Origin of the sequence: Pantoea sp. JGM49, assembly GCF_018257655.1 — a bacterium.
Classification (GTDB): domain Bacteria; phylum Pseudomonadota; class Gammaproteobacteria; order Enterobacterales; family Enterobacteriaceae; genus Pantoea; species Pantoea communis.
The window spans coordinates 146,162-168,968 of sequence record NZ_JAERJM010000007.1 but is presented as its reverse complement, the minus strand read 5'-3'; the positions used below and the strand labels follow the sequence as shown (position 1 = coordinate 168,968).

Here is a 22,807-nt window from a genome sequence, read left to right as displayed (position 1 = left end):
GCCTGGCGGTGGCTTAATCGCGGACGAGGAACTTCTCGATTACCGCTTCGTTCGGCTCTACGCCCAGACCTGGCTCACTCGGTAACCAGGCGTAACCGTCGGCGATGCGCACCGGTTTTTTCGCCAGCGAGCGACTGATCTCACCTGGCTCCACGCAATACTCCATCACCAGCGCGTTCTCAATCGCACACAGGAAATGCAGCGAGGCGGCGGTGTTGATGTCGGTGGTGAAGTTGTGGTTACACACTTTTCGACCACGGCTGTGCGCGTAGCTGGCGATCTCCATCGCCTGGGTAAAGCCGGTGCGTGTCAGATCGATCTGCACGATGTCGATACCGCCTTCATCAATCAGGCGCTGGAAGCCAACCACCGAACACTCTTGCTCACCGGCGGCGATGTGCTGCTGGCAGGCGGCAGACACCTGGCCGTAACCGGCGTAGTTATCCGGGTGCAGCGGCTCTTCGATCCAGAACAGGTTGAGATGTTCATAACGCTGGCTGCGGCGCACGGTGGTCTTCGCATCCCAGACGTGGCCGACATCCAGCATCAGATCCACGCTGTCGCCCATCGCGGTGCGCAGCGCTTCCAGATAGCGCAGATCCAGCGCTTCATCGGTGCCAAACGGCTCCCAGCCAAACTTCACGCCAGTGTGGCCAGTATCGATGGCGTGCTGCGCGCGCGCCACCGTCTCTTCGACGCTGTACTGGAACATGTTGGAGGAGTAAACGCGCATCTTGTCGCGCATCGCACCGCCCAGCAGTTCAACAATCGGTTTGCCCAGCGCTTTGCCTTTGATGTCCCACAGGGCGATATCAATGCCCGCCATCGCCTGCAGCACGGCACCGTTGCGTCCGTAATAGATGGTGGCTTTGTGCATCTTCTTCCACAAACGGCCGGTCTCCAGCGGGTTCTCGCCGATCAGCAGCGATTTCAGTCCGGTGACCATGGTGTGCGAATAGGGTGCTTCGATAATGGCTTTGGTGACATACGGGCTGCCATCCACTTCACCCCAACCGGTGATGCCCGCATCGGTGGTGATTTTGATAAGCAGTGCATCCTGCGAGCTATCGGTGCGCTGCTCAATAACCGGCAGACGCAGATAAAACGCTTCAACGTTGGTGATCTTCATCGTGGTTTTCCTGGTGTAAAGGCAATCAATAAAGCATCAGCCCGCAGCGGAACGCTGCTGTCGGCGCTGCGTAATCAAGGTCTCGTAATCCACATCCAGTGCCTGAATGCGGATGTGGTTTTCAATTTCATCGGTCATTTGCGCGATGTCGCCCTCGGCGAACACGTTGATCAGTCGCTGGTGCTCTTCAATGATGTCGCTCATCGATTTGCCCATGGTGGAGAGGCCAAAAATCACCGTCAGCTGGCGCGCAATTGACTCCCACAAATTGCTCAATACCGGGTTGTGGGCGAAGCTGCACAGCGTGCGATGGAAATCGGTGTCCGCCGAGGCAAAGCCATACACATCATCGTTTTGCATCATGGTTTGCATTTGTGCCACGCCCTGATACAGCAGAGTGAGCTGTTCAGCGCCGTTGCGTCCGGCTTCAATCGCACGGCGACAGGCCAATGTTTCCAGTGGGATGCGCACATCAATAATCTGCTCCAGCCGCTGATGGGAAATCTCCATCAAACGGATGCCTTTATACGGCTCGCTGGTGACGATGCCCTGGCTTTCAAGAATGCGCAGCGCTTCACGGATCGGCACGCGGCTCATGCCGAGTTTTGCCACCAGATCCGGTTCGGCAATACGGTCGCCGGGTAAAATCAATCCGCGCGAGGCGGCGCTGAGAATCGCATCGACGGCGTGATCGACCAGCGTGCGCGGACGCGCAGCTTGCCAGTTGCCGTCTGAAGCGGCTTCCTGCGCCAGCGGTGCGCTGCTTTTACGGCTTGGGGTGGATGATTTTCCTGCCATGGTGATTGTCCTGTTTATACCTGCCGGGTCACGAACTGACCAAAGCCGGGTTCAACCTGCATCTGGTCATCCTGGAATACCGTGACACCACGAATAAGTGTGCGCACCACTTTACCCTGACAGCGCATGCCTTCAAATGCGCTCCATTTGCCGAGTCCCTGGAATTTTTCCCCCTCCACGATCCAGCTCTGCTGCGCATCGATAAACACCAAGTCGGCATCGAAGCCGGGTGCAATAGCGCCTTTTTTGCCCCACAGCTGGAAGGCTTTAGCCGGGCCGCTGGCGGTCATGCGGGCAAATTCCGTAAGGGCCAGACCACGATCGATATGCGCCGCGCTGAAGAACATCGGGCTTAATGTCTCAACACCGGTTAGCCCCATACCGGCGTCCCAGATGCTGGCTTCACCGGCTTGTTTCTGTGCCGGGGTGTAGGGGCAGTGGTCAGAGGCGATCATGTCGACGTCGCCGCGCAGCAGCACCTGCCAGAGCGCATCCACCACCGGACGTGGGCGGATCGGCGGGCCACAGCGCGCATTCGGACCGATGCGTACCAGATCGTCTTCATCCAGAATCAGATAGTGCGGACAGGTTTCGAAGCTGGCGCGCACCTTACTTTTGGCGGCGACGATGGTTTCGGCAGCGCGCGCGGAGCTGACGTGCACGATGTGGCAGCGTGCGCCGGTCTCTTCCGCCACCGCCAAAACGCGACCCACGGCTTCGATTTCGGCGATTTCTGGCCCGGCCAGCGCATGCGCGCGGGTATCTTTGCGTCCAGCGCGGCGCAGTTCGCTGCCGGCACCGATCAGAATGTCGTGGTTCTCAGCGTGGACGCCAATCAAACCGTCAAAGGTGGCCAGTTCACGCATCGCACGCAGCAAGCCATCATCGTCGAGGCGCGGTAAGCCTTTCTCGTCAGTGGCTTCACCATTGGGCGCGCCGCTACACAGGAACGCTTTGAACGCCAGTGCGCCCGCCTGATCCAGCGCCGCTAACTCGTGCACATTGCGGCCATCCAGTCCGGCCCACATGGCGTAATCCACCGAGCAGTTGTCCGCCAGCCAGCGCTGCTTGGCGGTGAAGTTAGCGAGGCTGGTGGCGGGCGGCAGTGAGTGCGGCATCTCAACGATGGTGGTGACGCCGTGCGCAGCCGCACCACGCGTGCCTTGGCGCAGCTCCTGTTCAGGGAAATCGTGCGAGCCGGTGAAATGGGTATGCACATCAATCGCGCCGGGTACGATGATTAGCCCCTGCGCATCAATGATCTCATCGACGCCGTCAGCGAGGGCACCCGGCATCAGCAGGCCGCTGATTTTGCCATTCTCAATCAGCACATCGGCGGGCGCGGCGCGGGTTTCTGTCACTACCAGGCCGTTGATAATTAATTGTTTCATCACTCTGCTCCTGCTTGCGTCACCAGTGCGCCATAGGGCACGGGTTGAGAAGGATCCAGCCAGCCGATAGCGCTCAGCAACTGGCTGAAGTGGTCAAATTCATCGGCTGGAATCAGGCCGCTGGGCGCGAAGACGTGCGCTTGCTGATACGCGGCTAAACCGGTGATCAGCGCATCAAGCGGATAATCGGGATAAAAGTGCTGCACCTGTGCGGCCAGTGTTTCGGCATCATGCGTGGCGATCCACGCCAGTGCCTGTTCGATAGCGCGAGAGAAGGCAGCAAACGCAGCGGCTTTCTCCGTGAGGACATCGGTCCGGGCAATATAGGCGCTCCACGGCACCTTGCCGCACAGCAAAGCGAGGCTGCTGATGCTGCTTAATTGCCCGGCGGCAATCGCTGGTGCCAGCATATGCATGGCGTGCAGCGCGTAATCAGCTTCACCGCTAGCCACAGCCGCGAAATCGCGGGCCTGATCGCCACTACCGGCAATCAGCTCCACCTGATCCAACAAACCATGCTGGGACAGCAGCCAGCGGAAGGTCAGCGTAGCGGTGCCGACATTACCGACATCCAGCACGCGTTTACCGCGCAAATCACTGAGCTGAAAATCGGGCTGAGTCTTTGCTGCCGCCAGAAACCACGGGTTGGCGGCGACCGAGGCGCAAAAGCACTGCAACTCAGCGCCGTGCTGCTGGTAATGCTTCATCACCACCATCGGTCCGCCCAGCGTGAGATCCGCTTCGCGGCTCAACACAGCCGGCACCTGTCCGCCCTGCACGGTATGCCCGCCCGATGCGCTGGTGGTGAAGGTGACCTGCAACTGCTCGGCGGCGAACAAGCCGAGGCTGTCGGCCAAATAGTGGGCGCAGTAATAGATGCGGGATTCGCTGGCATCGCCCTGATTGAAGATTAACGTCTGCATCAGCCACGCACCTCCGTAACAAAACTGCCGTTGAGCGCAGCCATGTCGCTGACGCCGCACCAGTGGCTAATGGCGGTGATTTCATTGATCCAGCCGGAGAGCAGATCGAACACCGCGCTTTCGCCACCTGCTACCAGGGCGCTGATGATCGGTCGCACGCTGAGTGACAGCGAGGCGCCGAGGCAACGTGCCACCACAGCATCGCTGCCGCAGCGCACGCCGCCATCCAGCAGCAGCGGCAGACGAGTGACCGCCTGTAAATCGGCGAGCTGATCGACCGGTGTGGCCCAGCGCGCGCTTTGGCGCAGGCCAATATTCGAGGCGATGATGCCGCTCACACCGTGCTGTGCCGCCGGTGCCGCATCGTCATGATGCAAAATGCCTTTTAGCCACAGCGGCAGTTGACGCGCAGCGCAGTGTGCGGCCACCTCGTCAATTTCCTGCCAGCGCCACACCGGAAAGGCCGGCAAGGGTTCAACGCCTGGTTGCGTGCCGCCGACGGTGTGCCAGCCGCGCTGTTTGAGCGCTTCACCAATTGAGAAGCCGCCTGGCTGTAATCCCGGCACCGGATGCACCGGTGCCAGCACGGTGAGAACGATATTTTTGAATCCGGCTTGTGCAGCCTGATCGATCAAATCTTTGATACGCCCAACATCACCTGCCGCGCGTAGCTGAAGCCAGCAGCGGTCGTACTCCGCGCCAATCTGTTTCAGCGGCGTGACCGTCTCTTCGGAGATCACCAGCGGCAGTTGCAGACGTTTACAGGCGCGGGCAATCGGCAGCAATCCCTCTTCATGGAAGATGCGATCACCCGCAAAGGCACCGACGCCGAGCGGAGCAGACCAGCTTTGATTGAGGATGGTGGTCTGGGTGCTGATCGCCTCATTGCCCTGCAGTACACGCGGCAGCAAGCGAAAACGGCGCAGCGCCTGCTGGTTAGCATCCGGTTCGTCAGCGATCGCATCGGCGGGCTGCCCCTGCATATAGCGGAACAGCGCATCGCCAAGACGTTCACGCGCCGCAAGATCATGCATTGGCATGCTGGGCCTCCGTGGCATTTTCATGTTCGAGGAAGGTGGCAAAAGCCGGCGTTTTGGGATTCTGCAAAATCGCCGGTGGCCCTTCTTCAATCAGCGCCCCGTTCTGCAGGAACACCACGCGATCGGCCACGCCCGCCGCGAAGGCAATGTCATGGGTACTGATAATCATGGTAATGCCGGTTTGCGCCAGGCTGCGCATGGTCTGGTTCACTTCACGCACCAGCTCAGGGTCGAGCGCTGAGGTCGGCTCATCGAACAGCAGGATTTGCGGTTCTGCTGCCAGCGCACGGGCGATGCCGACACGCTGTTTCTGCCCGCCTGATAGCTCATGCGGCAGCGAGGCGGCGAAATCCTGTAATCCCACCATCTTCAGGGCACGCATTGCTTTAGCGCGGGCGATTTCGGGTTGGGCACCCTGCACGCGCAGCAGAATACTCATCACGTTTTCCAGCGCGGTGAGGTGATCGAACAGCGCGAAGTGCTGGAACACGATACCGATGCCGGATTTGGCGCGGTTAGCCGGCAGATGGCGGGCAGCCAGTGGGCGGCCGTTTTCATCGCTGCCCATAAAGTGGCCTTCGGTCTGAATGGTGCCGCTACTGCGTGGCGTCAGCGCCAGAATCGATTTCAGTAGGGTACTTTTACCGGAGCCGGAACGACCGAGCAGCACCACGACTTCGCCACGGCGTACAGTCAGCGACAGGGATTTCAGTACCGCTTTACCGGCGTATTCGACGCACAGGTTGTCGACTTCCAGCACCGGTGCGGCGGTTTGCGTATCCCAGCGACGTTTCGGCAACTGCATCGCCATCACGTCCGCTTCCGGTGGCAGTTTTGCCAACCGCGCACGGGCACGGCGGGCACGCTCATCAAGGTTATAAAACTTCTCCAGCCACCACTGACCGCCTGCCAGCAGCGTAGAGAGAATCAGGTAAATGCCGCCCGAAGCGACCAGCACCGGAATAAACAGGAAGTTCTGCGATACGATGGCCTGGCCACGCATCGTCAACTCATTCACACCCACTACAGAAGCCAGCGAAGTGGATTTCAGCAGGCCGACGGTTTCATTGCCCATGGTCGGCAGAATGGCGCGCAGTGCTTGCGGAATCACCACGTGGATCATCTCTTTGGTGCGCGAATAGCCAAAGGCCTGCGCTGCCATGCTCTGATCGCGATCGGTGGCCATAATGCCGCCGCGAATAATCTCGGCGCAGAAGGCGGTTTCGTTGATCATCAACGCCAGCAGAGCACTGGTGAACGGGCTGAAACGCAGGCCGAACTCTGGCAGTACGTTGTAGAGCAGAATCAGTTGCAGCAGCACCGGCGTGCCGCGCAGCAGATAGATGTACGTTTTCACCGGCACACGGATAAACCAGTGCTTTGAGGTGCTGGCCAACGCCAGGAAAAAGCCAATCAGGATGCCGCCCGCTAATGCGCCTACCAGCAGCTGAACAGCGATAACGGCCCCTTCCCACAGGTAAGGGAAGGTCAGGTACTTAAGAAAATCATCCAAGGCGTTATCTCCCTCAATGCGATCGCTTGGGTTGCCCGTGAAGCAGCAACCCAATTGATCCGACTGAGTTTATGCATTAACCACGTGCAACAACCGGGCGTTCAGCCGCGCTGCCCTGACCCCAGTAATCCAGCAATTTCTTCTGCGCACCGCTCTCCTGAATCACCTTCATTGCATCCATCACTGCACTGCGCAGCGTGGTGTTGTCTTTGGCGATGGGGAAGCCAACCATGATCGGCAGGTCAACGGTAAAGCCGCTTTCCAGCGTTTTGTCAGCTTTGGCGATGGCGATGGCGGATCCGGCTTCAGTCAGATAGATGTCGGCGCGACCGCTTTTCACCGCCTGAATACTGTTGTCAGTGTTCTGCACCATCAGCATGCTGACTTCTGGCTTACCCGCGGCGGTGCATTTGGCGCTCTGCTCGGGCACCAACTTGTTGGCTTCGTAAGAACCGGCAGCGGCGGCCACGGTTTTGCCGCACAGGTCATCCACGGTGGTGATTTTCTTTGGATTGCCCTTCGCCAGAATCGAGCCATCCTGCACCTGCATGGAGGCGACAAAAGCGATCTGCTTCAGACGTTCATCGGTGACATACAGCATCGGACCGATATCGGCACGACCGCTGGAGATGGAGGTCAGCAGCACGTTGAACGAACCGGTCTGATAACTGTGTTTTGCCCCAAGGCAGCTGCTGATACGTTCGAACAGCGAAGGATCGAGACCTTCAATAATGCTTGGGTCTTTTTCGGAAGGGGCTTCGAAGCCTTTGGTGTAGCCACCCAGGCCTACCACCAGATCTTTGCCTTTGAGTGACGGGTATTTGGTCTGCAGCGCCTTGCACTGCGCCATCGCCGCAAAATCGCTGGCGGTTGGCGTAATCGGGTCGGTGCTGGCGGCATGGGCGCTGGAAAGGCCCGCTAACAGCGTGCCGGTGATGCCAGAGATCAGTAATGCGATGCGTGCAAATTTCATAATAAGGTTCCCCTGGTGCTGGTGAATGTGTAAGCGATGACCTTGTGTTTTATGAACGTCTTACGGCTTTTATCGGTACTGCGACTTCAATAACCTCTTGCAACATCAACCTGGTTGCGCAGCGGATGGCCACTGCGGAAACGCACCAGGTTATCGATAAACACCTCAAGGCAGCCCTCAAGGTAGGCACTGTGATCGTCCAGACTGCAGTGCGGTGTCATCACCACGCCCGGCGTGCTCCACAGCGCATCGTCTACTGGCAGCGGCTCTTGCGGATAAACATCCAGAACCGCACCGGCCAGTTCACCGGCGCACAGTTTTTCGCGCATCGCGGTGTAGTCGAACACGGCGGCACGGCCGACAATCACGATGCCGGCGCGGGCAGGCAGCAGATCGAGACGGCGACGGTCAAACAACTTGTCTGTCTGGGGCGTGAGCGGCAGCGTTGAGACCAGGACATCCACCTGCGGCAGAACATCGTCCATCGCATCAATGCGAATACAACGCGCTACGTCGGCATCACACTGGCCGCTGCGCGTCACACCAATCACACGGTAGCCCTGCGCGGTCAGCAGTTTCGCCGCTGCGGCACCGATACCGCCGACGCCGAGCAGCAAGACCGTTTTGCCACGCGCGCAGCCGCCGAAGGTTGGGCGCCACAGGCGCTGAGCCTGATCCTGCAGAAAACCCGGAATGCCAAAGTTGAACATCAACGCCGCCATCAGAATGAACTCGGCGCCTTTATCGCCGTGCACGCCGGACGCATTGGTCAGCGTCACGCCCTCCGGCAGATGTGCCAGCCACTGCTCAACGCCGGCGGACATCACCTGCACCCAGCCGAGACGTGGTGAGCTGAAGGTATCGAGCGCCAGCTTGCGTCCGCTCCACAAAATGTCGCTGGTGGCGAGGAAATCTGCGGTATGCGCGGCTTGGCTGTTTTCGCTCAGGGTAAAGTGACCGCGCAGTTGCGGATGGGCATCCAACAGCTGTTGCAGGTGCTGCGGGGTCAGATGTAATGCCTGCGAGGCGCTGGCGTCGTTTTCGATATGAATATGCATCAGCGCATCGCCGTGACTTCCATCTCGACCAGCAGGTCAGGATGGTTGAGTTGAATACCGACGGTGGCGCGCGCCGGGAAGGGAAACTGGAAGAACTTGCTATACGCCGCGTTCATCTCACTGAAGGTGCTGAGGTCGGTGAGATAGATCGTCACGCGCACCACGTTATCGAAAGTCATCTGCGCTTCGCTCAATAGATCGCCGACGTTTTTCAATACCTGGCGCGTCTGGCTGGCGATGTCATTGCCCTTGATCTCACCGCTGTAGGGGTCAATCGCCACCTGGCCGGAGATAAACAGCATCGGTTCGTGCAGTACGGCGGCGGAAAGCGGAGCCGGGCCCATTGGGCGGTCACTGGCATTCATTCCTGGATAAGCAATCGCGGTCTTCATGGTGAAATTCCAAGCAAAACTGTTTCACCGCAATTTCGTATACGATTATACAAGTGTCAATGCGCGATTTTTGACCATCGGGTCGAAAAGGTGATGCCTGTCACGTAATAGGATTTGATTATAGCGTGGTTAATTTTATGAAAAATAAGGGTTAAGTGAGGGTGTGACGCGCTCGCGGAGGTGTTGGATTGAATCGTATACGATTTTCTTATCTCAAGGTTTTAGCCGGTTAAACCGTGGCAAAACCACTCCCCGGCGCGCCAGGATTTCCGGCTGCACAATCCGCGGTCAAAGGGTATACTGTCGCACTCTTTTTTAATCGACCCTTATCGCGTACTCAACATGCAAAAGTTTGATACCAAGACCTTTCAGGGCCTGATCCTGACCTTGCAGGATTACTGGGCGCGTCAGGGCTGCACCATCGTCCAGCCGCTGGACATGGAAGTGGGCGCTGGCACTTCACACCCAATGACCTGCCTGCGCGCCATTGGCCCAGAGCCGATGGCTACCGCCTATGTGCAGCCTTCACGCCGTCCTACCGATGGTCGCTACGGTGAAAACCCGAACCGTTTACAGCACTACTATCAGTTCCAGGTGATGATCAAACCTAACCCGGACAATCTGCAGGAGCTGTACCTGGGTTCACTGCAAGAGCTGGGCCTGGATCCGACCGTACACGATATTCGCTTCGTGGAAGATAACTGGGAAAACCCTACGCTGGGTGCCTGGGGGCTGGGTTGGGAAGTGTGGCTCAACGGCATGGAAGTGACGCAGTTCACTTACTTCCAGCAGGTGGGCGGCATGGAGTGTAAGCCAGTGACGGGTGAGATCACTTACGGACTTGAGCGCCTGGCGATGTATATCCAGGGCGTCGACAGTGTTTACGATCTGGTGTGGAGCGATGGTCCATTTGGCCAAACCACCTACGGTGAAGTGTTCCACCAGAACGAAGTGGAACAGTCGACCTACAACTTTGAGTACGCGGATGTGGACTTCCTGTTCTCCTGCTTCGAGCAGTATGAGAAAGAAGCGCAACAGCTGCTGGCGCTGGAAAAACCCCTGCCGTTGCCAGCTTATGAGCGCATCCTGAAAGCGGCACACAGCTTTAACCTGCTGGATGCACGCAAGGCGATCTCGGTAACCGAGCGTCAGCGCTATATCCTGCGTATCCGCACCCTGACGAAAGCCGTGGCGGAAGCCTATTACGCGTCTCGTGAGGCGCTCGGTTTCCCCATGTGCAATAAAAACAAGTAAGAGGCAGCCATGACCGATAAAACTTTCCTGGTGGAAATTGGCACCGAAGAGTTGCCTCCGAAAGCCCTGCGTAGCCTGGCAGAAGCCTTTGCTGCGCACTTTACCGCAGAACTGGACAGCGCCGGTTTAGCACATGGCGAGGTGAGCTGGTTTGCCTCTCCACGCCGTCTGGCGCTGAAGGTGGCCCAATTGGCCACAGCGCAGGCCGATCGTGAAGTGGAAAAACGTGGCCCAGCGATTGCTGCTGCGTTTGATGCCGATGGCAATGCCACCAAAGCAGCCGAAGGTTGGGCGCGCGGTAACGGCATCACCGTGGATCAGGCTGAGCGTCTGAGCACGGATAAAGGCGAATGGCTGGTGCATCGCGCTTCAGTGAAAGGCGAGAGTGCTCAGGCACTGCTGCCCGCGATGGTGGCAACCGCACTAAGCAAGCTGCCGATTCCAAAACTGATGCGCTGGGGCGCAAGCGACGTGCAGTTTGTCCGTCCGGTACATACTGTGACGCTGCTGTTGGGCGATGAGCTGATCCCGGCGACGATTCTCGGTATTCAGTCCGATCGCGTGATTCGCGGCCACCGCTTTATGGGCGAGTCAGAGTTCACACTCGACAACGCCGATCAGTATCCGCAATTGCTGCTGGAGCGCGGCAAAGTGGTGGCTGATTTTGCGACCCGTAAAGCCAAAATCAAAGCGGATGCGGAAGCGGCGGCGCAGCAGTTGGGCGGTATCGCCGATCTGAGCGACAGCTTGCTGGAAGAAGTGGCCTCGCTGGTGGAGTGGCCAGTGGTGCTCACCGCGAAATTCGAAGAGAAGTTCCTCGCGGTGCCTGCTGAAGCGCTGGTTTACACCATGAAGGGTGACCAGAAGTACTTCCCGGTGTACTCCGCTGACGGTAAATTGCTGCCAAACTTTATCTTCGTCACCAACATCGAATCTAAAGACCCGCAGCAAATCATCTCCGGTAACGAAAAGGTCGTGCGCCCGCGTCTGGCCGATGCCGAGTTCTTCTTCAACACTGACCGTAAAAAGCGTCTTGAAGATAACCTGTCGCGTCTCGAGACCGTACTGTTCCAGAAAGAGCTGGGTACGCTGCGTGATAAAACGGACCGCATTCAGGCGCTGGCGGGCTGGATCGCCGCTCAGATTGGTGCCGATGTGAACCACGCCACCCGCGCGGGCCTGCTGTCGAAGTGTGACCTGATGACCAACATGGTCTTCGAGTTCACCGATACTCAGGGCGTGATGGGCATGCACTATGCACGTCATGATGGCGAAGCCGAAGATGTCGCGGTGGCGCTGAACGAGCAGTATCAGCCGCGCTTTGCCGGTGATGCACTGCCATCGAACCTCGTGGCTTGTGCTGTCGCAATCGCTGACAAGATGGATACCCTTGCGGGCATCTTCGGCATTGGTCAGCATCCAAAAGGCGATAAAGACCCGTTCGCACTGCGCCGTGCTGCGCTGGGCGTGCTGCGTATTATCGTTGAGAAGAACCTGCCACTCGATCTGCAAACCCTGACCGAAGAAGCGGTGCGTCTCTACGGCAGCAAGCTGAGCAACGGCAAAGTGGTGGATGAAGTGATCGACTTCATGCTGGGTCGTTTCCGTACCTGGTATCAGGAAGAGGGCCACAGCGTCGACACCATTCAGGCCGTGCTGGCACGTCGTCCAACCCGCCCGGCGGACTTCGATGCGCGCATGAAAGCGGTTTCCCACTTCCGTACGCTGGAAGCGGCATCGTCGCTGGCTGCGGCCAACAAGCGTGTGTCCAACATCCTGGCGAAAGCCACCGAAACCCTGAACGACAGCGTGCAGGCATCTCTGTTGAAAGAGAACGCTGAGATCCAGCTGGCGACTTTCGTGACGGCGTTGGGTGACAAGCTGCAGCCGTACTTCGCGGAAGGCCGCTATCAGGATGCGCTGGTGGAGCTGGCACAATTGCGTGAAGCGGTCGATAACTTCTTCGATAACGTGATGGTGAACGCCGATGAAGCGGAAGTGCGTATTAACCGCCTGACGCTGCTGGCGCAATTGCGCGCGCTGTTCCTGCAGGTGGCGGATATCTCTCTGCTGCAGTAACTGATGTTGAAGTGAGCCGAAGGGACGAGAAATCGTCCCTTTTTGTTTTTAAAATTCGGCGCTGACTTCCTGGGAGTGGTGCAAGATGCGCCCAATAAAGATCTCATCAACCTCAGCACGGTAAATCACAATGTGCTGACCGAAGGAAAGTGAATAGATTTGATAACCTAAATCAGGCCGTTTTCGCCCTAAATCGAACAGGGCAATTTTATCGAAGAGCTGGGAAAATTTAAGGTTGTAAGCGTCTGCGAGTTGCTCCCCAAAATTCCAGTATCCGTAAATCCAGATTTTCATCAAATCGGCATCAGCTTCCGGTTTTATCGTGATCATCCTTTTCATAAATGCCCACCCTGGCTTTTGCTCGTCTCAGAAAATCTTCATGGTCCCACTCTTTACCAGGACCGCTCTCGAATCCTTGTCTTACCAATTCTTTTAGCGCCTCCAGCTTCGACGCCGCCTGCTTCTCACGCAGTAAACGCAGCGAGTCGCGCACCACCTCGCTTTGAGTACGGTAATCACCGGAAGCCACCAGAGATTCAACAAACTCGCGCAGTTCATCACCTAAATCGATTGTCATGGTACGTGCCATCATCGTGCCCCAATGTAAGAAATATTCTTACATCCTGGCACATTTTTGAGCAATGCGGAATCGGCGTTGCAGCGCAGTTACAGCGACAACTGCGAAGCAACGCGAAGGATTAAGTGCTGGTGTCGAACAGGCGGGCATCGCGCAGCAGGTGATCGTTGCCACGACGGCGGGTGAAACCGCTGCGGTCGAAGAATTCCAGAATCTGTACCGCGATTTTACGCCCGGTACCGAGCTGATTGCGGAAATCGGCGGCGCTGGTGCTGCCACCGTTGGCGTCACGCTGGCGAATCAGATCGGCGAAGATCTGGATCTGGTCACTGCGGTAATAGCGATCGCGCACGATCGCCGTGATATGACCGAGGCGCGCGGCGGAGAGCAGCAGGCTGCGAATGGTTTCTTCATCTTGCTGGGTGGCCAGTGCGATGTCGCGTACCCATAGCGGCTGGTCACTGAACAGTGGGCCAACCTGCTGCCACAGCGCTTCTTCCTGGGGATTGAAGCGCGGTTCGAAATCCGGCAAATGCAACCAGCCTTGCCGGTGCTGCAACTGGCCTTGTGAAAGCAGCCGATCGATCAATGCGATAACCTGTTCCGGCGGCTGGTGGGGGAGAGCCACGCGACGCAATCGATCGCGACCAATGCCGGGCACTTCAGGGTGCTGCTGATGAAACGCGGTGAGCGCTTCCAGCAGTCGCTGCTGCCAGTCATTGGCCTGTTCCACAGCCATGATGGCGCTGCCGAGTCGCACGGGCGCCACCTTGTCCAGCAGGTTGTTGAGTGCATCGTCACTCAGCTGGCGTGCCCAACTCAGCTCGGCCATGTCGACGGGTTGCTGAGCCAGGTGCGACTGCAGACTCTCTTCATCGGCTTCCGCCGCCGCCAGCTGTTGCAGCCAGTCAAGATAATCAGGATGGCGCTTGCCGCGTTTCTTGCTGTTCAGCAGCAGCACCCGTCCGCCACCGAGCGTGAGTTGTGCATTGCTGTCGCGGATAATCAGCCGATCGTTTTCCGCCAGCCACAGCGGCTCGTTGAGCACCAGTTCCGCCAGTTCGCCCGCAATCAGGTTCAGTCGGCCAGTCACATGACTGGCGGCATGGTGAAGATGTACCGGCTGCGAGGGATTTCTTAACGGCTGTAGCAAACGCAGCGCCACGATCAGTCGCTGGGTGCCCGAAGGTTGCGGTTGTGCCAGCAGCCAGTCACCGCGCGCAATCTGGTCTTTCTCCACATCGCCGACGATATTCAGCGCGATACGTTCTCCAGCCTGCGCACGCGTTACCGACTGATTCTGCGCATGCAGCGAACGCACGCGCACGGGCAAATTGAGGCGGCTGAGCCACAACGTATCACCCACGCTGACTTCACCCGCCAGGGCGGTGCCGGTGACCACTAATCCGCTGCCTTTGAGGGTAAACGCGCGGTCAATGGCGAGGCGGAAGCGGCGACCCATATCGACATCCGGTGCGCGTAGTTCACTCAAGTGCTGGCGCAGCGCGTCGATGCCTTGCTGGGTGGTACTGCTGGTGACAAATTGCGGTACTGCCAGCCAGCCCAGTTGCTGCGTCAACTCCGCCACCTGATGCTGCACTTCAGCGATACGGACGGCGTCGACGCGATCCGCTTTGGTCAACGCCACGCTAAGCGGGGGTTGCCCGACCAGGCTTAGCAGTTGCAGATGCTCACGCGTTTGCGGCATCACACCGTCGTCGCACGCTACCACCAGCAGTGCATGATGAATACCGCCGATGCCCGCCAGCATATTGGCGAGGAATTTCTCGTGTCCTGGCACATCGATAAAGCCCACAACGCGGCCATCCGGTTGCGGCCAGTAGGCATAGCCAAGATCGATGGTCATGCCGCGCCGTTTCTCCTCAGGCAGGCGATCGGCATCGACACCGGTTAACGCCTGTAGCAGTGCGGTTTTACCGTGATCGACGTGTCCAGCGGTGGCGATAATCATGTGGTTAAGGTCCGTATCAGCGCCGCTTCATCTTCAAGGCAGCGTAAATCCAGCCACAGTCTTCCTTCCTGGATGCGGCCAATCACCGGTTGTGATAATGCACGCCAGCGCTGCGCCAGTGCATCCAGCGAGCTGCCGTGAGATTCACGTGGGCTAAACGTGATGGCAAAACTCGGTAAGCGTTCAACGGGTAATGAACCGCTGCCGATTTGCGACGAGCAGGCGGCGATATTAAGGGAAAAATCAGCGCCATAGGCGTGTTCCAGCGCAGGCATCAGCCGTTCGGCCTGCTGCAAAATCTCGTGTGACGATCGCGTCAACAAGCGCAGGGTGGGCAGCGCTTCGCGCAATGTTTCCGGCTGGCGATAAAGCTGCAAAGTGGCTTCCAGCGCAGCCAGCGTCATTTTATCCACGCGCAAAGCACGCTTGAGCGGATGCTGTTGCAGCCGATCGATAAGCGCCTGTTTGCCGACGATAATCCCCGCTTGCGGGCCGCCCAGCAGTTTATCGCCGGAAAAACTCACCAGATCCACACCGGCGGCAATCAGCTGTTGCGGCATCGGCTCGGCGGGCAAATTAAAAGCGGTCATGTCGATGAGCGAACCGCTGCCTAAATCAGTGATCACCGGCAGCTGATGTTGCGCCGCCAACGCCACCAGCTCGGCTTCCGCTACCGCATGGGTGAAGCCCTGAATCTGGTAGTTGCTGGTATGCACCTTCATCAACAAACCGGTGTTGTCGCTGATGCCAGCACGATAATCTTTCAGATGGGTACGATTAGTGGTGCCGACTTCAACCAGCTGGCAGCCCGCCTGGCGCATCACATCGGGGATGCGGAATGCGCCGCCGATTTCGACCAGCTCACCGCGTGAGACAATCACTTCGCGACCTGGCGCCAGTGCTGCCAGCATCAGCAACACGGCGGCGGCATTGTTATTCACGATACAGGCCGCTTCAGCCCCCGTCAGTTCACACAGCAGCGCACTCACCGCACGATCGCGATGGCCACGTGACGCATCATCCAGCGCATATTCCAGCGTGACCGGCTGGCGCAAGCAGGCAGTGACCGCCTCAATCGCGCGCGTGCTTAACTGCGCACGGCCCAGGTTGGTGTGCAGCACCGTGCCGGTGAGATTGAACACCGGACGCAGCGCGCTTTGTTGCTGCTGTTGCGCGCGGCGCTGCGCTTCCTCTGGCCAGTTAAGATGCCAGCCGGGTAAAGTTTGATGCTGTTGAATATGGGTGCGTGCTTCTTGCTGCATGGCGCGCAGCTGGCGGGTGGTAAACGCGGTGCCCGTCTGCAGCAGCAGCGGCTGCATCGCGGGATCGCGCAGCAGGCTGTCGATAGCAGGCAGTTGTGAATACAGTGTTTTCATCGGGTGGCTTAGCTTAGCTGGAAGGCGGAACGGTGCGGGCAAAACTCTCCCGCGCAAACAACGTATCGGCCAGCTTGATCAATGCCGGGCGGTTCACGCACCAGTTAGGCAGCACCCGGCGGAAGTTGAGATAACCAATCATGCAGCCAGTGGCGATGTCGGCCAGATTGAGCGTACCGCTGTTCAAGAGTTCACCCTGGGCCGCCGCCGTTTCCAGCGCATCCAACCCACGCAAAATTTTCTCGCGATTACGCATTAGCACTTCTTCGGATTGTTGATCGCCGGGGCGCATCTGTTCGCGCACAATCATCACGGCGGCATCGTTGATGCCATCGGCGAGCTTTTCCAGCTGACGTACCTGCAGAGCGAGCAGGGCGTCATCCGGCAACAGAGCAGGGGCGTCACCGCGTAGCTCAATGACCTGGGCGATAATCGAAGAATCAAACCAGGTGAGATGGTTATCGTCTACCAGTGCAGGCACTTTGCCCAGCGGGTTATAGTGCGGCACGTGGCTGTCTTCCACCCAAGGCGACTGGTTAACAAATTCGAACACCAGGCCTTTTTCCAACAGGATCACTGAAATTTTGCGGACAAAAGGGCTGGTGTAGCTGCCAATCAGTTTCATCAGGTGTTTCCTTTGCGACAGAGATAGGTACACAAATTGTAGCGGCGCGATTTATTACACGTTGTTGTCTGGCTCAAAAACAGCGCGATAAATCGTGCCGCGACAGTTCGTAGGAAAGCGGCAATTTGCTCAATCCCCAGGAAACATAAATGGATTCAGGCTGCTGCGCGCAAAGCCTTCCTGCTCCATACGCGCATCCAGCACCAGTGAGGCCAGGTCATCGGCCACCGGTTCCACCGCCGGATCCTTCTCCTGATACAACATCTTCAGATAGGTGCCGCAGTCACCACAGCTTTCGGCTTTCACTGCGGCTCTTTCGCTGTCGAGTGACCAATAGTGCAGGTCGCGCGTTTGCTCGCAGTTGGAGCACTTACTGCGCACCACATACCATTCACTTTCACACAGATTACAGTGTAGATAACGCAGCCCCTGCTGGCCCACATCCATATGCACCACGCTGGTCACCGGCACGCTGGCGCACACCGGGCAGAACTGGCGATGCTCGCCGTATTCTGCGCGGGCTTTGCCTGGGATCAGCGCTGCCATCTGCGCCCAATAGATCGAAAGCGCTGCCCAAATAAACGGGGCTTTATCGCTGCTGACCTGCGCAAAATCACCCTCCAGTAGCGCACTGGCCAGGCCTTCCAGCTCGGAAGAGGAGGCTTTTTCCAGGTTCTCCAGCACCGCCAATGCCTGGCCGCTCATCTCGGGCTTCAGCTCGGCAATCAGCGAATGCAGCAGACGCTGCCAGTGGGCATCGCGGGGATAGGTGTGAATATCGAGCGGCGGCTTGCCCTGTTCGGCGCTTTCGGCCAAACGCTGGCGCAAATCGAGTTGCAGCGGATGATCGTACAGCACGATGTCTTGCGCCTGCGCGATCACGGCAGCAAAGCGCAGATAATCGCCCAGCGGATTCTTCGCTGCCAGCTCACGTAAACGCGCTGCACGGCGGCTGTACAGATTTTTCAGCCGAGGGAAAAGCAGCGGCGGAACCTGTTCCGCCGTGTTTTTTTCGCCTTTCTCCAGCTGGTCCTGCGGGATAATGCGAATACTCATCAGGGACGTTTTTCCTGTTGTGTTTGGCGTTGGCGCTGCTCACGATACCAGCGTGGATGATGTTTCTTTGCCCACGCGGCCGGCACCCAGCCCTCAACCATGGCGGTAATGGTACCTTTGACCCACAGGGCCGCATAAATGTGCACCATAATCACCACGATCAATGCCACAGCTGAGACCGAATGCACCACCAAAGCGGCGCGAATCAGCGGAATCGCAAAGGCGCCTGCAAAGTAAGGACGCCAGATAACCACTCCGCTCGCCAGCAGCAAGACTAAGCTGATGATAGCAGCCCAGAACACACACTTCTGCCCGAAGTTGTATTTGCCGGTATCACCCACCTCTTCATTGCGTACGATCTTATTGATGTTTTTCGCCCAAAGCAGGTCTTCGCGATTGATCAGATTCTGTTTCCAGTAGCGCAAAAACATGATCAGAAAAGCAGCAAACATCACCACGCCGACAAAGGGATGCAGGATGCGCGCCAGTTGTGGCGTGCCCAAAACGTGCATCAGCCAGTTAAAGGAGGGAAAGAAGAAACCCAGCCCGCTCAGGGCTGCCAGAACAAAACAGAACGCTACAATCCAGTGATTGATGCGTTCCGGTGCGCTGTAGCGCACCAGACTATCGCGCTTTTTCATCATTCGCGCTCCTCTTTTTCGTGCAGGTTCTCGTCCTCATCCTCTTCCACCCGGTTCGGCCCGACGCCGACATAGTGGAATACCGAGGCAGCGAAGGTGGCGGCGAAACCGATGGCCGCCAGCGGTTTCCAGATACCTTTCCAGAAGGTGACCGCCGGACTGATGCTCGGGTTTTCTGGCAAACCGTGATACAGCTGCGGTTTATCAGCATGATGCAGCACGTACATGACATGCGTGCCGCCGACGCCTTCCGGATCGTACAAGCCCGCATTGTCATAGCCGCGCGTATTCAGCTCCGCCACGCGTTCTGCCGCCAGCGCCTGCATATCGGTTTTACTGCCGAAATGAATCGCGCCGGTCGGGCAGGTTTTGACGCACGCCGGTTCCTGGCCAACATTGACACGATCGACACACAGCGTGCATTTATACACGCGGTTGTCGTCTTTATTCAGGCGCGGCACGTCGAACGGACAGCCGGCAATGCAGTAGCCGCAGCCAATGCACTGCTCGGACTGAAAATCGACGATGCCGTTGGCGTACTGAATAATCGCACCTTCGGACGGACAGGCTTTTAGGCAGCCGGGATCGGCGCAGTGCATGCACCCATCCTTGCGGATAAGCCACTCTAACTTGCCATTCTCCTCCACTTCTGAGAAGCGCATCACCGTCCAGGATTTGGCGGTCAGATCCGCTGGGTTGTCATACACCCCAACGTTATGCCCAACCTCATCGCGGATGTCGTTCCACTCTGAACACGCCACCTGGCAGGCTTTGCAACCGATGCAGGTGGTCACGTCGATCAGCTTCGCCACCTCCTGCTGATGATTACGCGCCTGCGGGGCAGGCGTGAAACCATTGGTGGCGGAGCGGCGGATAATGTCTTGTGATTGATAAGCCATCTACGTTCTCCTACACCTTCTCAACGTTAACCAGGAACGCCTTAAACTCGGGCGTTTGCGTGTTGGCATCACCGACAAACGGCGTCAGGGTATTGGCGATAAAGCCTTTCTTCGCAATGCCTTGATAGCCCCAGTGAATCGGAATGCCGACGGTATCGACGGTTTTGCCATCCACATCAAGTGGGCGCAGGCGTTTGGTGACCACCGCTTTGGCTTTGATGTAACCGCGATTGGAGCTCACTTTCACCGTATCGCCCTGCACGATGCCCAGCTTGTTGGCCAGCTTCTCACCAATCTCCACAAACTGCTCCGGCTGCGCGATGGCATTGAGTAACGCGTGTTTGGTCCAGTAGTGGAAATGCTCGGTGAGACGATACGTGGTGCCGACATACGGGAAGTGCTCGGCTTTACCCATCGCCGCCAGATCGTCTTTGAACACGCGTGCTGCCGGGTTCGAAATGACGTTCGGATGCAGTGGATTCGTGCCGAGTGGCGTTTCAAACGGCTCGTAGTGTTCCGGGAAAGGACCTTCAGCCATTTTGTCGAGCGCGAACAGGCGGCCCATGCCTTCTGGCTGCATGATAAACGGCCCCACATTGCTCCCCGGTGCGGCGGTGCTGTAATCCGGAATATCCATGCCGCCCCATTTACTGCCATCCCACTTGAGGATCTGCCGTTTCGGATCCCACGGATTCCCTTGCGGGTCGGCCGATGCGCGGTTGTAGAGGATGCGTCGGTTGAGCGGCCATGCCCAACTCCAGTTCAGCGTATTGCCCAATCCACTCGGATCGGTGTTATCACGCCGCGCCATCTGGTTGCCATCTGGCGTCCAGCTGCCCGCAAAAATCCAGCAGCCGCTGCTGGTGCTGCCGTCATCTTTCAACTGCGCAAAGCTACTGAGCTGCTGGCCTTTTTTCACCAGCAACGTGCCTTTGTCATCGAACACATCCGCCAGCGCTTTGCCGTTGCTCTCCATCGCCACTTCTTCCGAAGCCGGGTTATCAGGCGTCTGGTAGTTCCACGTCATGTTCAGCACCTGTTCGGGCAAGGCACCGCCCTCACTGGCGTACATTTTTCGCAGACGGCTGTAAATGCCGGAGAGAATTTCGCCATCGTTCAGCGCTTCGCCTGGCGCATCCTGACCTTTGAAGTGCCACTGCAGCCAGCGTCCGGAGTTGACGATGGAGCCATTCTCTTCCGCGAAGCAGGTGGAGGGCAGGCGGAACACTTCGGTCTGAATCTTCGCCGGATCCACATCGTTAAACTCACCGTGGTTTTGCCAGAAGGTCGAGGTTTCGGTGTTGAGCGGGTCGATGGTCACCAGGAACTTGAGCTTCGACAGTGAATCGATCACTTTGCGTTTGTTCGGGAATGAGGCCACCGGGTTAAAGCCCTGGCAAAGATAGCCATTCACTTTGCCCTGCGACATCATCTCGAAGTACTGCAAAACGTCGTAGCCTTTGTCCCACTTCGGCAACCAGTCGAATCCCCAGCTGTTCTCTGCTTGCGCTTTGTCTCCAAAAAAGGCCTTCATCATGCTGACAAAGAATTTCGGGTAGTTACCCCAGTAGTTCACCTGGCCGGGTAGCGTCGGTTTCGGCGTGTTGGCCGCGAGATAGCTTTGCAGATCGGTCTGTTTCTCCGACGGCAATGTCATATAACCTGGCAAACTTTGCGACAGCAGGCCGAGATCGGTGAGCCCCTGAATGTTGGAGTGACCGCGCAGGGCGTTGACGCCGCCGCCGGCCATGCCCATGTTGCCGAGCAGCAGCTGGATCATCGCCATGGTGCGGATGTTTTGCGCACCGACCGAGTGTTGCGTCCAGCCCAGCGCATACAGGAATGAGGTGGTGCGATCGCGCGCGCTGGTCTCACCGATCAGCTCGCAGACGTGCAGGAAGTCCTCTTTCGGCGTGCCGCAGATGCGTGACACCATTTCTGGCGTGTAGCGGCTGACGTGCTGTTTCAGCAGATTCCACACACAGCGTGGATGTTGCAGGCTGTCATCACGTTTGGCAAAGCCGTCATCGCCCAGCTCATAGTTCCAGCTGGTTTTGTCATACTTGCGATTGGCTTCGTCGTAGCCGCTGAACAGGCCGTCATCAAAATGATAGTCTTCGCGCACTATCAGGCTGGCGTTGGTGTACGCCTGCACATATTCATGCTGGATTTTGTCATTTTGCAGCAGCCACAGCAGCACGCCCGACAGGAAAGCAATGTCGGTGCCGGAACGAATCGGCGTGTAAAAGTCTGCCACCGATGCCGTACGCGTGAAGCGAGGATCGATAACAATCAATTTGGCTTTGTTGTGAATCTTGGCTTCCATCGCCCAGCGGAATCCCACAGGATGCGCTTCAGCGGCGTTGCCACCCATCACAACGATCAGATTGGCATTACGGATGTCGACCCAGTGGTTGGTCATCGCACCGCGACCAAATGTTGGAGCAAGACTTGCTACCGTTGGTCCGTGTCAAACGCGTGCCTGGTTGTCGACCGCTAACATGCCGAGCGATCGGGTAAATTTCTGGGTTAAGTAGCCAGTTTCATTGCTGGATGCGGATGCACACAGCATGCCTGATGAGAGCCAGCGGTTCACGGTAACACCTGCGGCGTTCTGCGCGATAAAGTTGGCGTCACGGTCGGCTTTCAGCAGTTTCGCGATACGGTCAAAGGCATCGTCCCAGCTGATGCGCTGCCATTTATCGGAGCCTGGCGCGCGGTATTCGGGGTAGTGCAGGCGGCTTTCACTGTGGACAAAATCCAGCAGGCCAGCGCCTTTGGGGCACAATGCACCACGACTCACCGGATGATCCGGATCGCCTTCAATGTGAAAAATGGTCTCTTTGGCGTTTTTCGCGCCGTCACCGAGGCTGTACATTAACAAGCCACAGCCCACTGAGCAGTAGGTGCAGGTGTTACGGGTTTCGCGGGCACGCAGCAGCTTATACTGTCGCGTTTCCGCCAGCGCCACCTCTGGCGTGAAGCCGAGGAGTGCTGCCGATGTCCCTGCCATACCGCCAGCACAGATTTTGAAGAATTTTCTTCGGCTGACGTTCATGGTTAATCCTTGAGTCGACATTGCTACAATTTGCCTGCGTCGTGCGTATTGTC

At 57.8% G+C, this 22,807-nt stretch carries 20 protein-coding genes; 2 read left to right on the top strand and 18 right to left on the bottom strand.

The features are described 5' to 3' along the window. Positions 1-13: 13 nt before the first annotated feature. The 9 genes from JK231_RS14260 to JK231_RS14220 all read right to left on the bottom strand — a co-directional run bounded on the left by JK231_RS14260 (position 14) and on the right by JK231_RS14220 (position 9,217). Positions 14-1,129, bottom strand: a complete 1,116-nt coding sequence (locus JK231_RS14260; protein WP_160833330.1) for a mandelate racemase/muconate lactonizing enzyme family protein — start codon at positions 1,127-1,129, stop codon at positions 14-16. 36 nt (positions 1,130-1,165) lie between these two features. After that, positions 1,166-1,927: a GntR family transcriptional regulator gene (locus tag JK231_RS14255; protein WP_211728876.1), complete on the bottom strand. Its 762-nt coding sequence runs from the start codon at positions 1,925-1,927 to the stop codon at positions 1,166-1,168. A 14-nt stretch (positions 1,928-1,941) separates the two neighbouring features. Beyond that, complete coding sequence (locus JK231_RS14250; protein WP_211728875.1) at positions 1,942-3,318, bottom strand: amidohydrolase family protein; 1,377 nt, start codon at positions 3,316-3,318, stop codon at positions 1,942-1,944. Continuing rightward, complete coding sequence (locus JK231_RS14245) at positions 3,318-4,241, bottom strand: ABC transporter substrate-binding protein (protein ID WP_211728874.1); 924 nt, start codon at positions 4,239-4,241, stop codon at positions 3,318-3,320. The genes JK231_RS14250 and JK231_RS14245 overlap by 1 nt, the downstream gene beginning before the upstream one ends. Continuing rightward, positions 4,241-5,281, bottom strand: a complete 1,041-nt coding sequence (locus JK231_RS14240; protein ID WP_211728873.1) for an alpha-hydroxy acid oxidase — start codon at positions 5,279-5,281, stop codon at positions 4,241-4,243. The genes JK231_RS14245 and JK231_RS14240 overlap by 1 nt, the downstream gene beginning before the upstream one ends. Further along, positions 5,268-6,794, bottom strand: a complete 1,527-nt coding sequence (locus tag JK231_RS14235) for an amino acid ABC transporter permease/ATP-binding protein (protein WP_211728872.1) — start codon at positions 6,792-6,794, stop codon at positions 5,268-5,270. Before JK231_RS14235 ends, JK231_RS14240 begins: the two co-directional genes overlap by 14 nt. 76 nt (positions 6,795-6,870) lie before the next feature. Next, positions 6,871-7,767, bottom strand: coding sequence for a transporter substrate-binding domain-containing protein (locus JK231_RS14230; protein ID WP_034827693.1), 897 nt, complete (start codon positions 7,765-7,767; stop codon positions 6,871-6,873). A gap of 86 nt (positions 7,768-7,853) precedes the next feature. After that, entirely contained in the window at positions 7,854-8,825 is a 972-nt protein-coding gene (locus tag JK231_RS14225; RefSeq protein ID WP_211728871.1) for a D-2-hydroxyacid dehydrogenase, read from the bottom strand. After that, the gene (locus JK231_RS14220) at positions 8,825-9,217 is read right to left on the bottom strand and encodes a RidA family protein (protein ID WP_211728870.1); all 393 of its coding nucleotides are present in this window, start codon (positions 9,215-9,217) and stop codon (positions 8,825-8,827) included. Before JK231_RS14220 ends, JK231_RS14225 begins: the two co-directional genes overlap by 1 nt. 342 nt (positions 9,218-9,559) lie before the next feature. Here JK231_RS14220 and glyQ point away from each other — a divergent pair, with 342 nt between their 5' ends. Together glyQ and glyS are read left to right on the top strand one after the other, a co-directional pair. After that, positions 9,560-10,471: a glycine--tRNA ligase subunit alpha gene (glyQ, locus tag JK231_RS14215; RefSeq protein WP_034827699.1), complete on the top strand. Its 912-nt coding sequence runs from the start codon at positions 9,560-9,562 to the stop codon at positions 10,469-10,471. 9 nt (positions 10,472-10,480) lie between these two features. Beyond that, positions 10,481-12,550, top strand: a complete 2,070-nt coding sequence (gene glyS / locus JK231_RS14210) for a glycine--tRNA ligase subunit beta (protein WP_211728869.1) — start codon at positions 10,481-10,483, stop codon at positions 12,548-12,550. Positions 12,551-12,598: 48 nt separating this feature from the next. On the opposite strand, the gene JK231_RS14205 is transcribed toward glyS, so the two are convergent. The 9 genes from JK231_RS14205 to fdnG form a co-directional block, all read right to left on the bottom strand. Continuing rightward, positions 12,599-12,889, bottom strand: coding sequence for a type II toxin-antitoxin system RelE/ParE family toxin (locus JK231_RS14205; protein WP_211728868.1), 291 nt, complete (start codon positions 12,887-12,889; stop codon positions 12,599-12,601). After that, complete coding sequence (locus JK231_RS14200) at positions 12,855-13,139, bottom strand: type II toxin-antitoxin system ParD family antitoxin (RefSeq protein ID WP_097118542.1); 285 nt, start codon at positions 13,137-13,139, stop codon at positions 12,855-12,857. Before JK231_RS14200 ends, JK231_RS14205 begins: the two co-directional genes overlap by 35 nt. Positions 13,140-13,248: 109 nt before the next feature. Beyond that, entirely contained in the window at positions 13,249-15,099 is a 1,851-nt protein-coding gene (gene selB, locus JK231_RS14195; protein WP_160868658.1) for a selenocysteine-specific translation elongation factor, read from the bottom strand. Beyond that, the gene (gene selA, locus JK231_RS14190; RefSeq protein WP_097118463.1) at positions 15,096-16,475 is read right to left on the bottom strand and encodes an L-seryl-tRNA(Sec) selenium transferase; all 1,380 of its coding nucleotides are present in this window, start codon (positions 16,473-16,475) and stop codon (positions 15,096-15,098) included. Before selA ends, selB begins: the two co-directional genes overlap by 4 nt. 13 nt (positions 16,476-16,488) lie before the next feature. Beyond that, entirely contained in the window at positions 16,489-17,100 is a 612-nt protein-coding gene (locus JK231_RS14185) for a glutathione S-transferase (protein WP_034827706.1), read from the bottom strand. Positions 17,101-17,229: 129 nt separating this feature from the next. Then, positions 17,230-18,156, bottom strand: coding sequence for a formate dehydrogenase accessory protein FdhE (fdhE, locus tag JK231_RS14180; RefSeq protein ID WP_034827709.1), 927 nt, complete (start codon positions 18,154-18,156; stop codon positions 17,230-17,232). Then, positions 18,156-18,797 (bottom strand): formate dehydrogenase cytochrome b556 subunit, encoded by a 642-nt coding sequence (gene fdoI, locus JK231_RS14175; protein ID WP_211728867.1) that lies wholly within the window; start codon positions 18,795-18,797, stop codon positions 18,156-18,158. Before fdoI ends, fdhE begins: the two co-directional genes overlap by 1 nt. Next, positions 18,797-19,696: a formate dehydrogenase subunit beta gene (gene fdxH / locus JK231_RS14170; protein WP_097118464.1), complete on the bottom strand. Its 900-nt coding sequence runs from the start codon at positions 19,694-19,696 to the stop codon at positions 18,797-18,799. The genes fdoI and fdxH overlap by 1 nt, the downstream gene beginning before the upstream one ends. 10 nt (positions 19,697-19,706) lie before the next feature. Further along, a complete protein-coding gene (gene fdnG, locus JK231_RS14165) occupies positions 19,707-22,754 on the bottom strand; it encodes a formate dehydrogenase-N subunit alpha (protein WP_211728866.1) in 3,048 nt (1,015 codons plus the stop codon). Between the last annotated feature and the right edge of the window lie 53 nt (positions 22,755-22,807).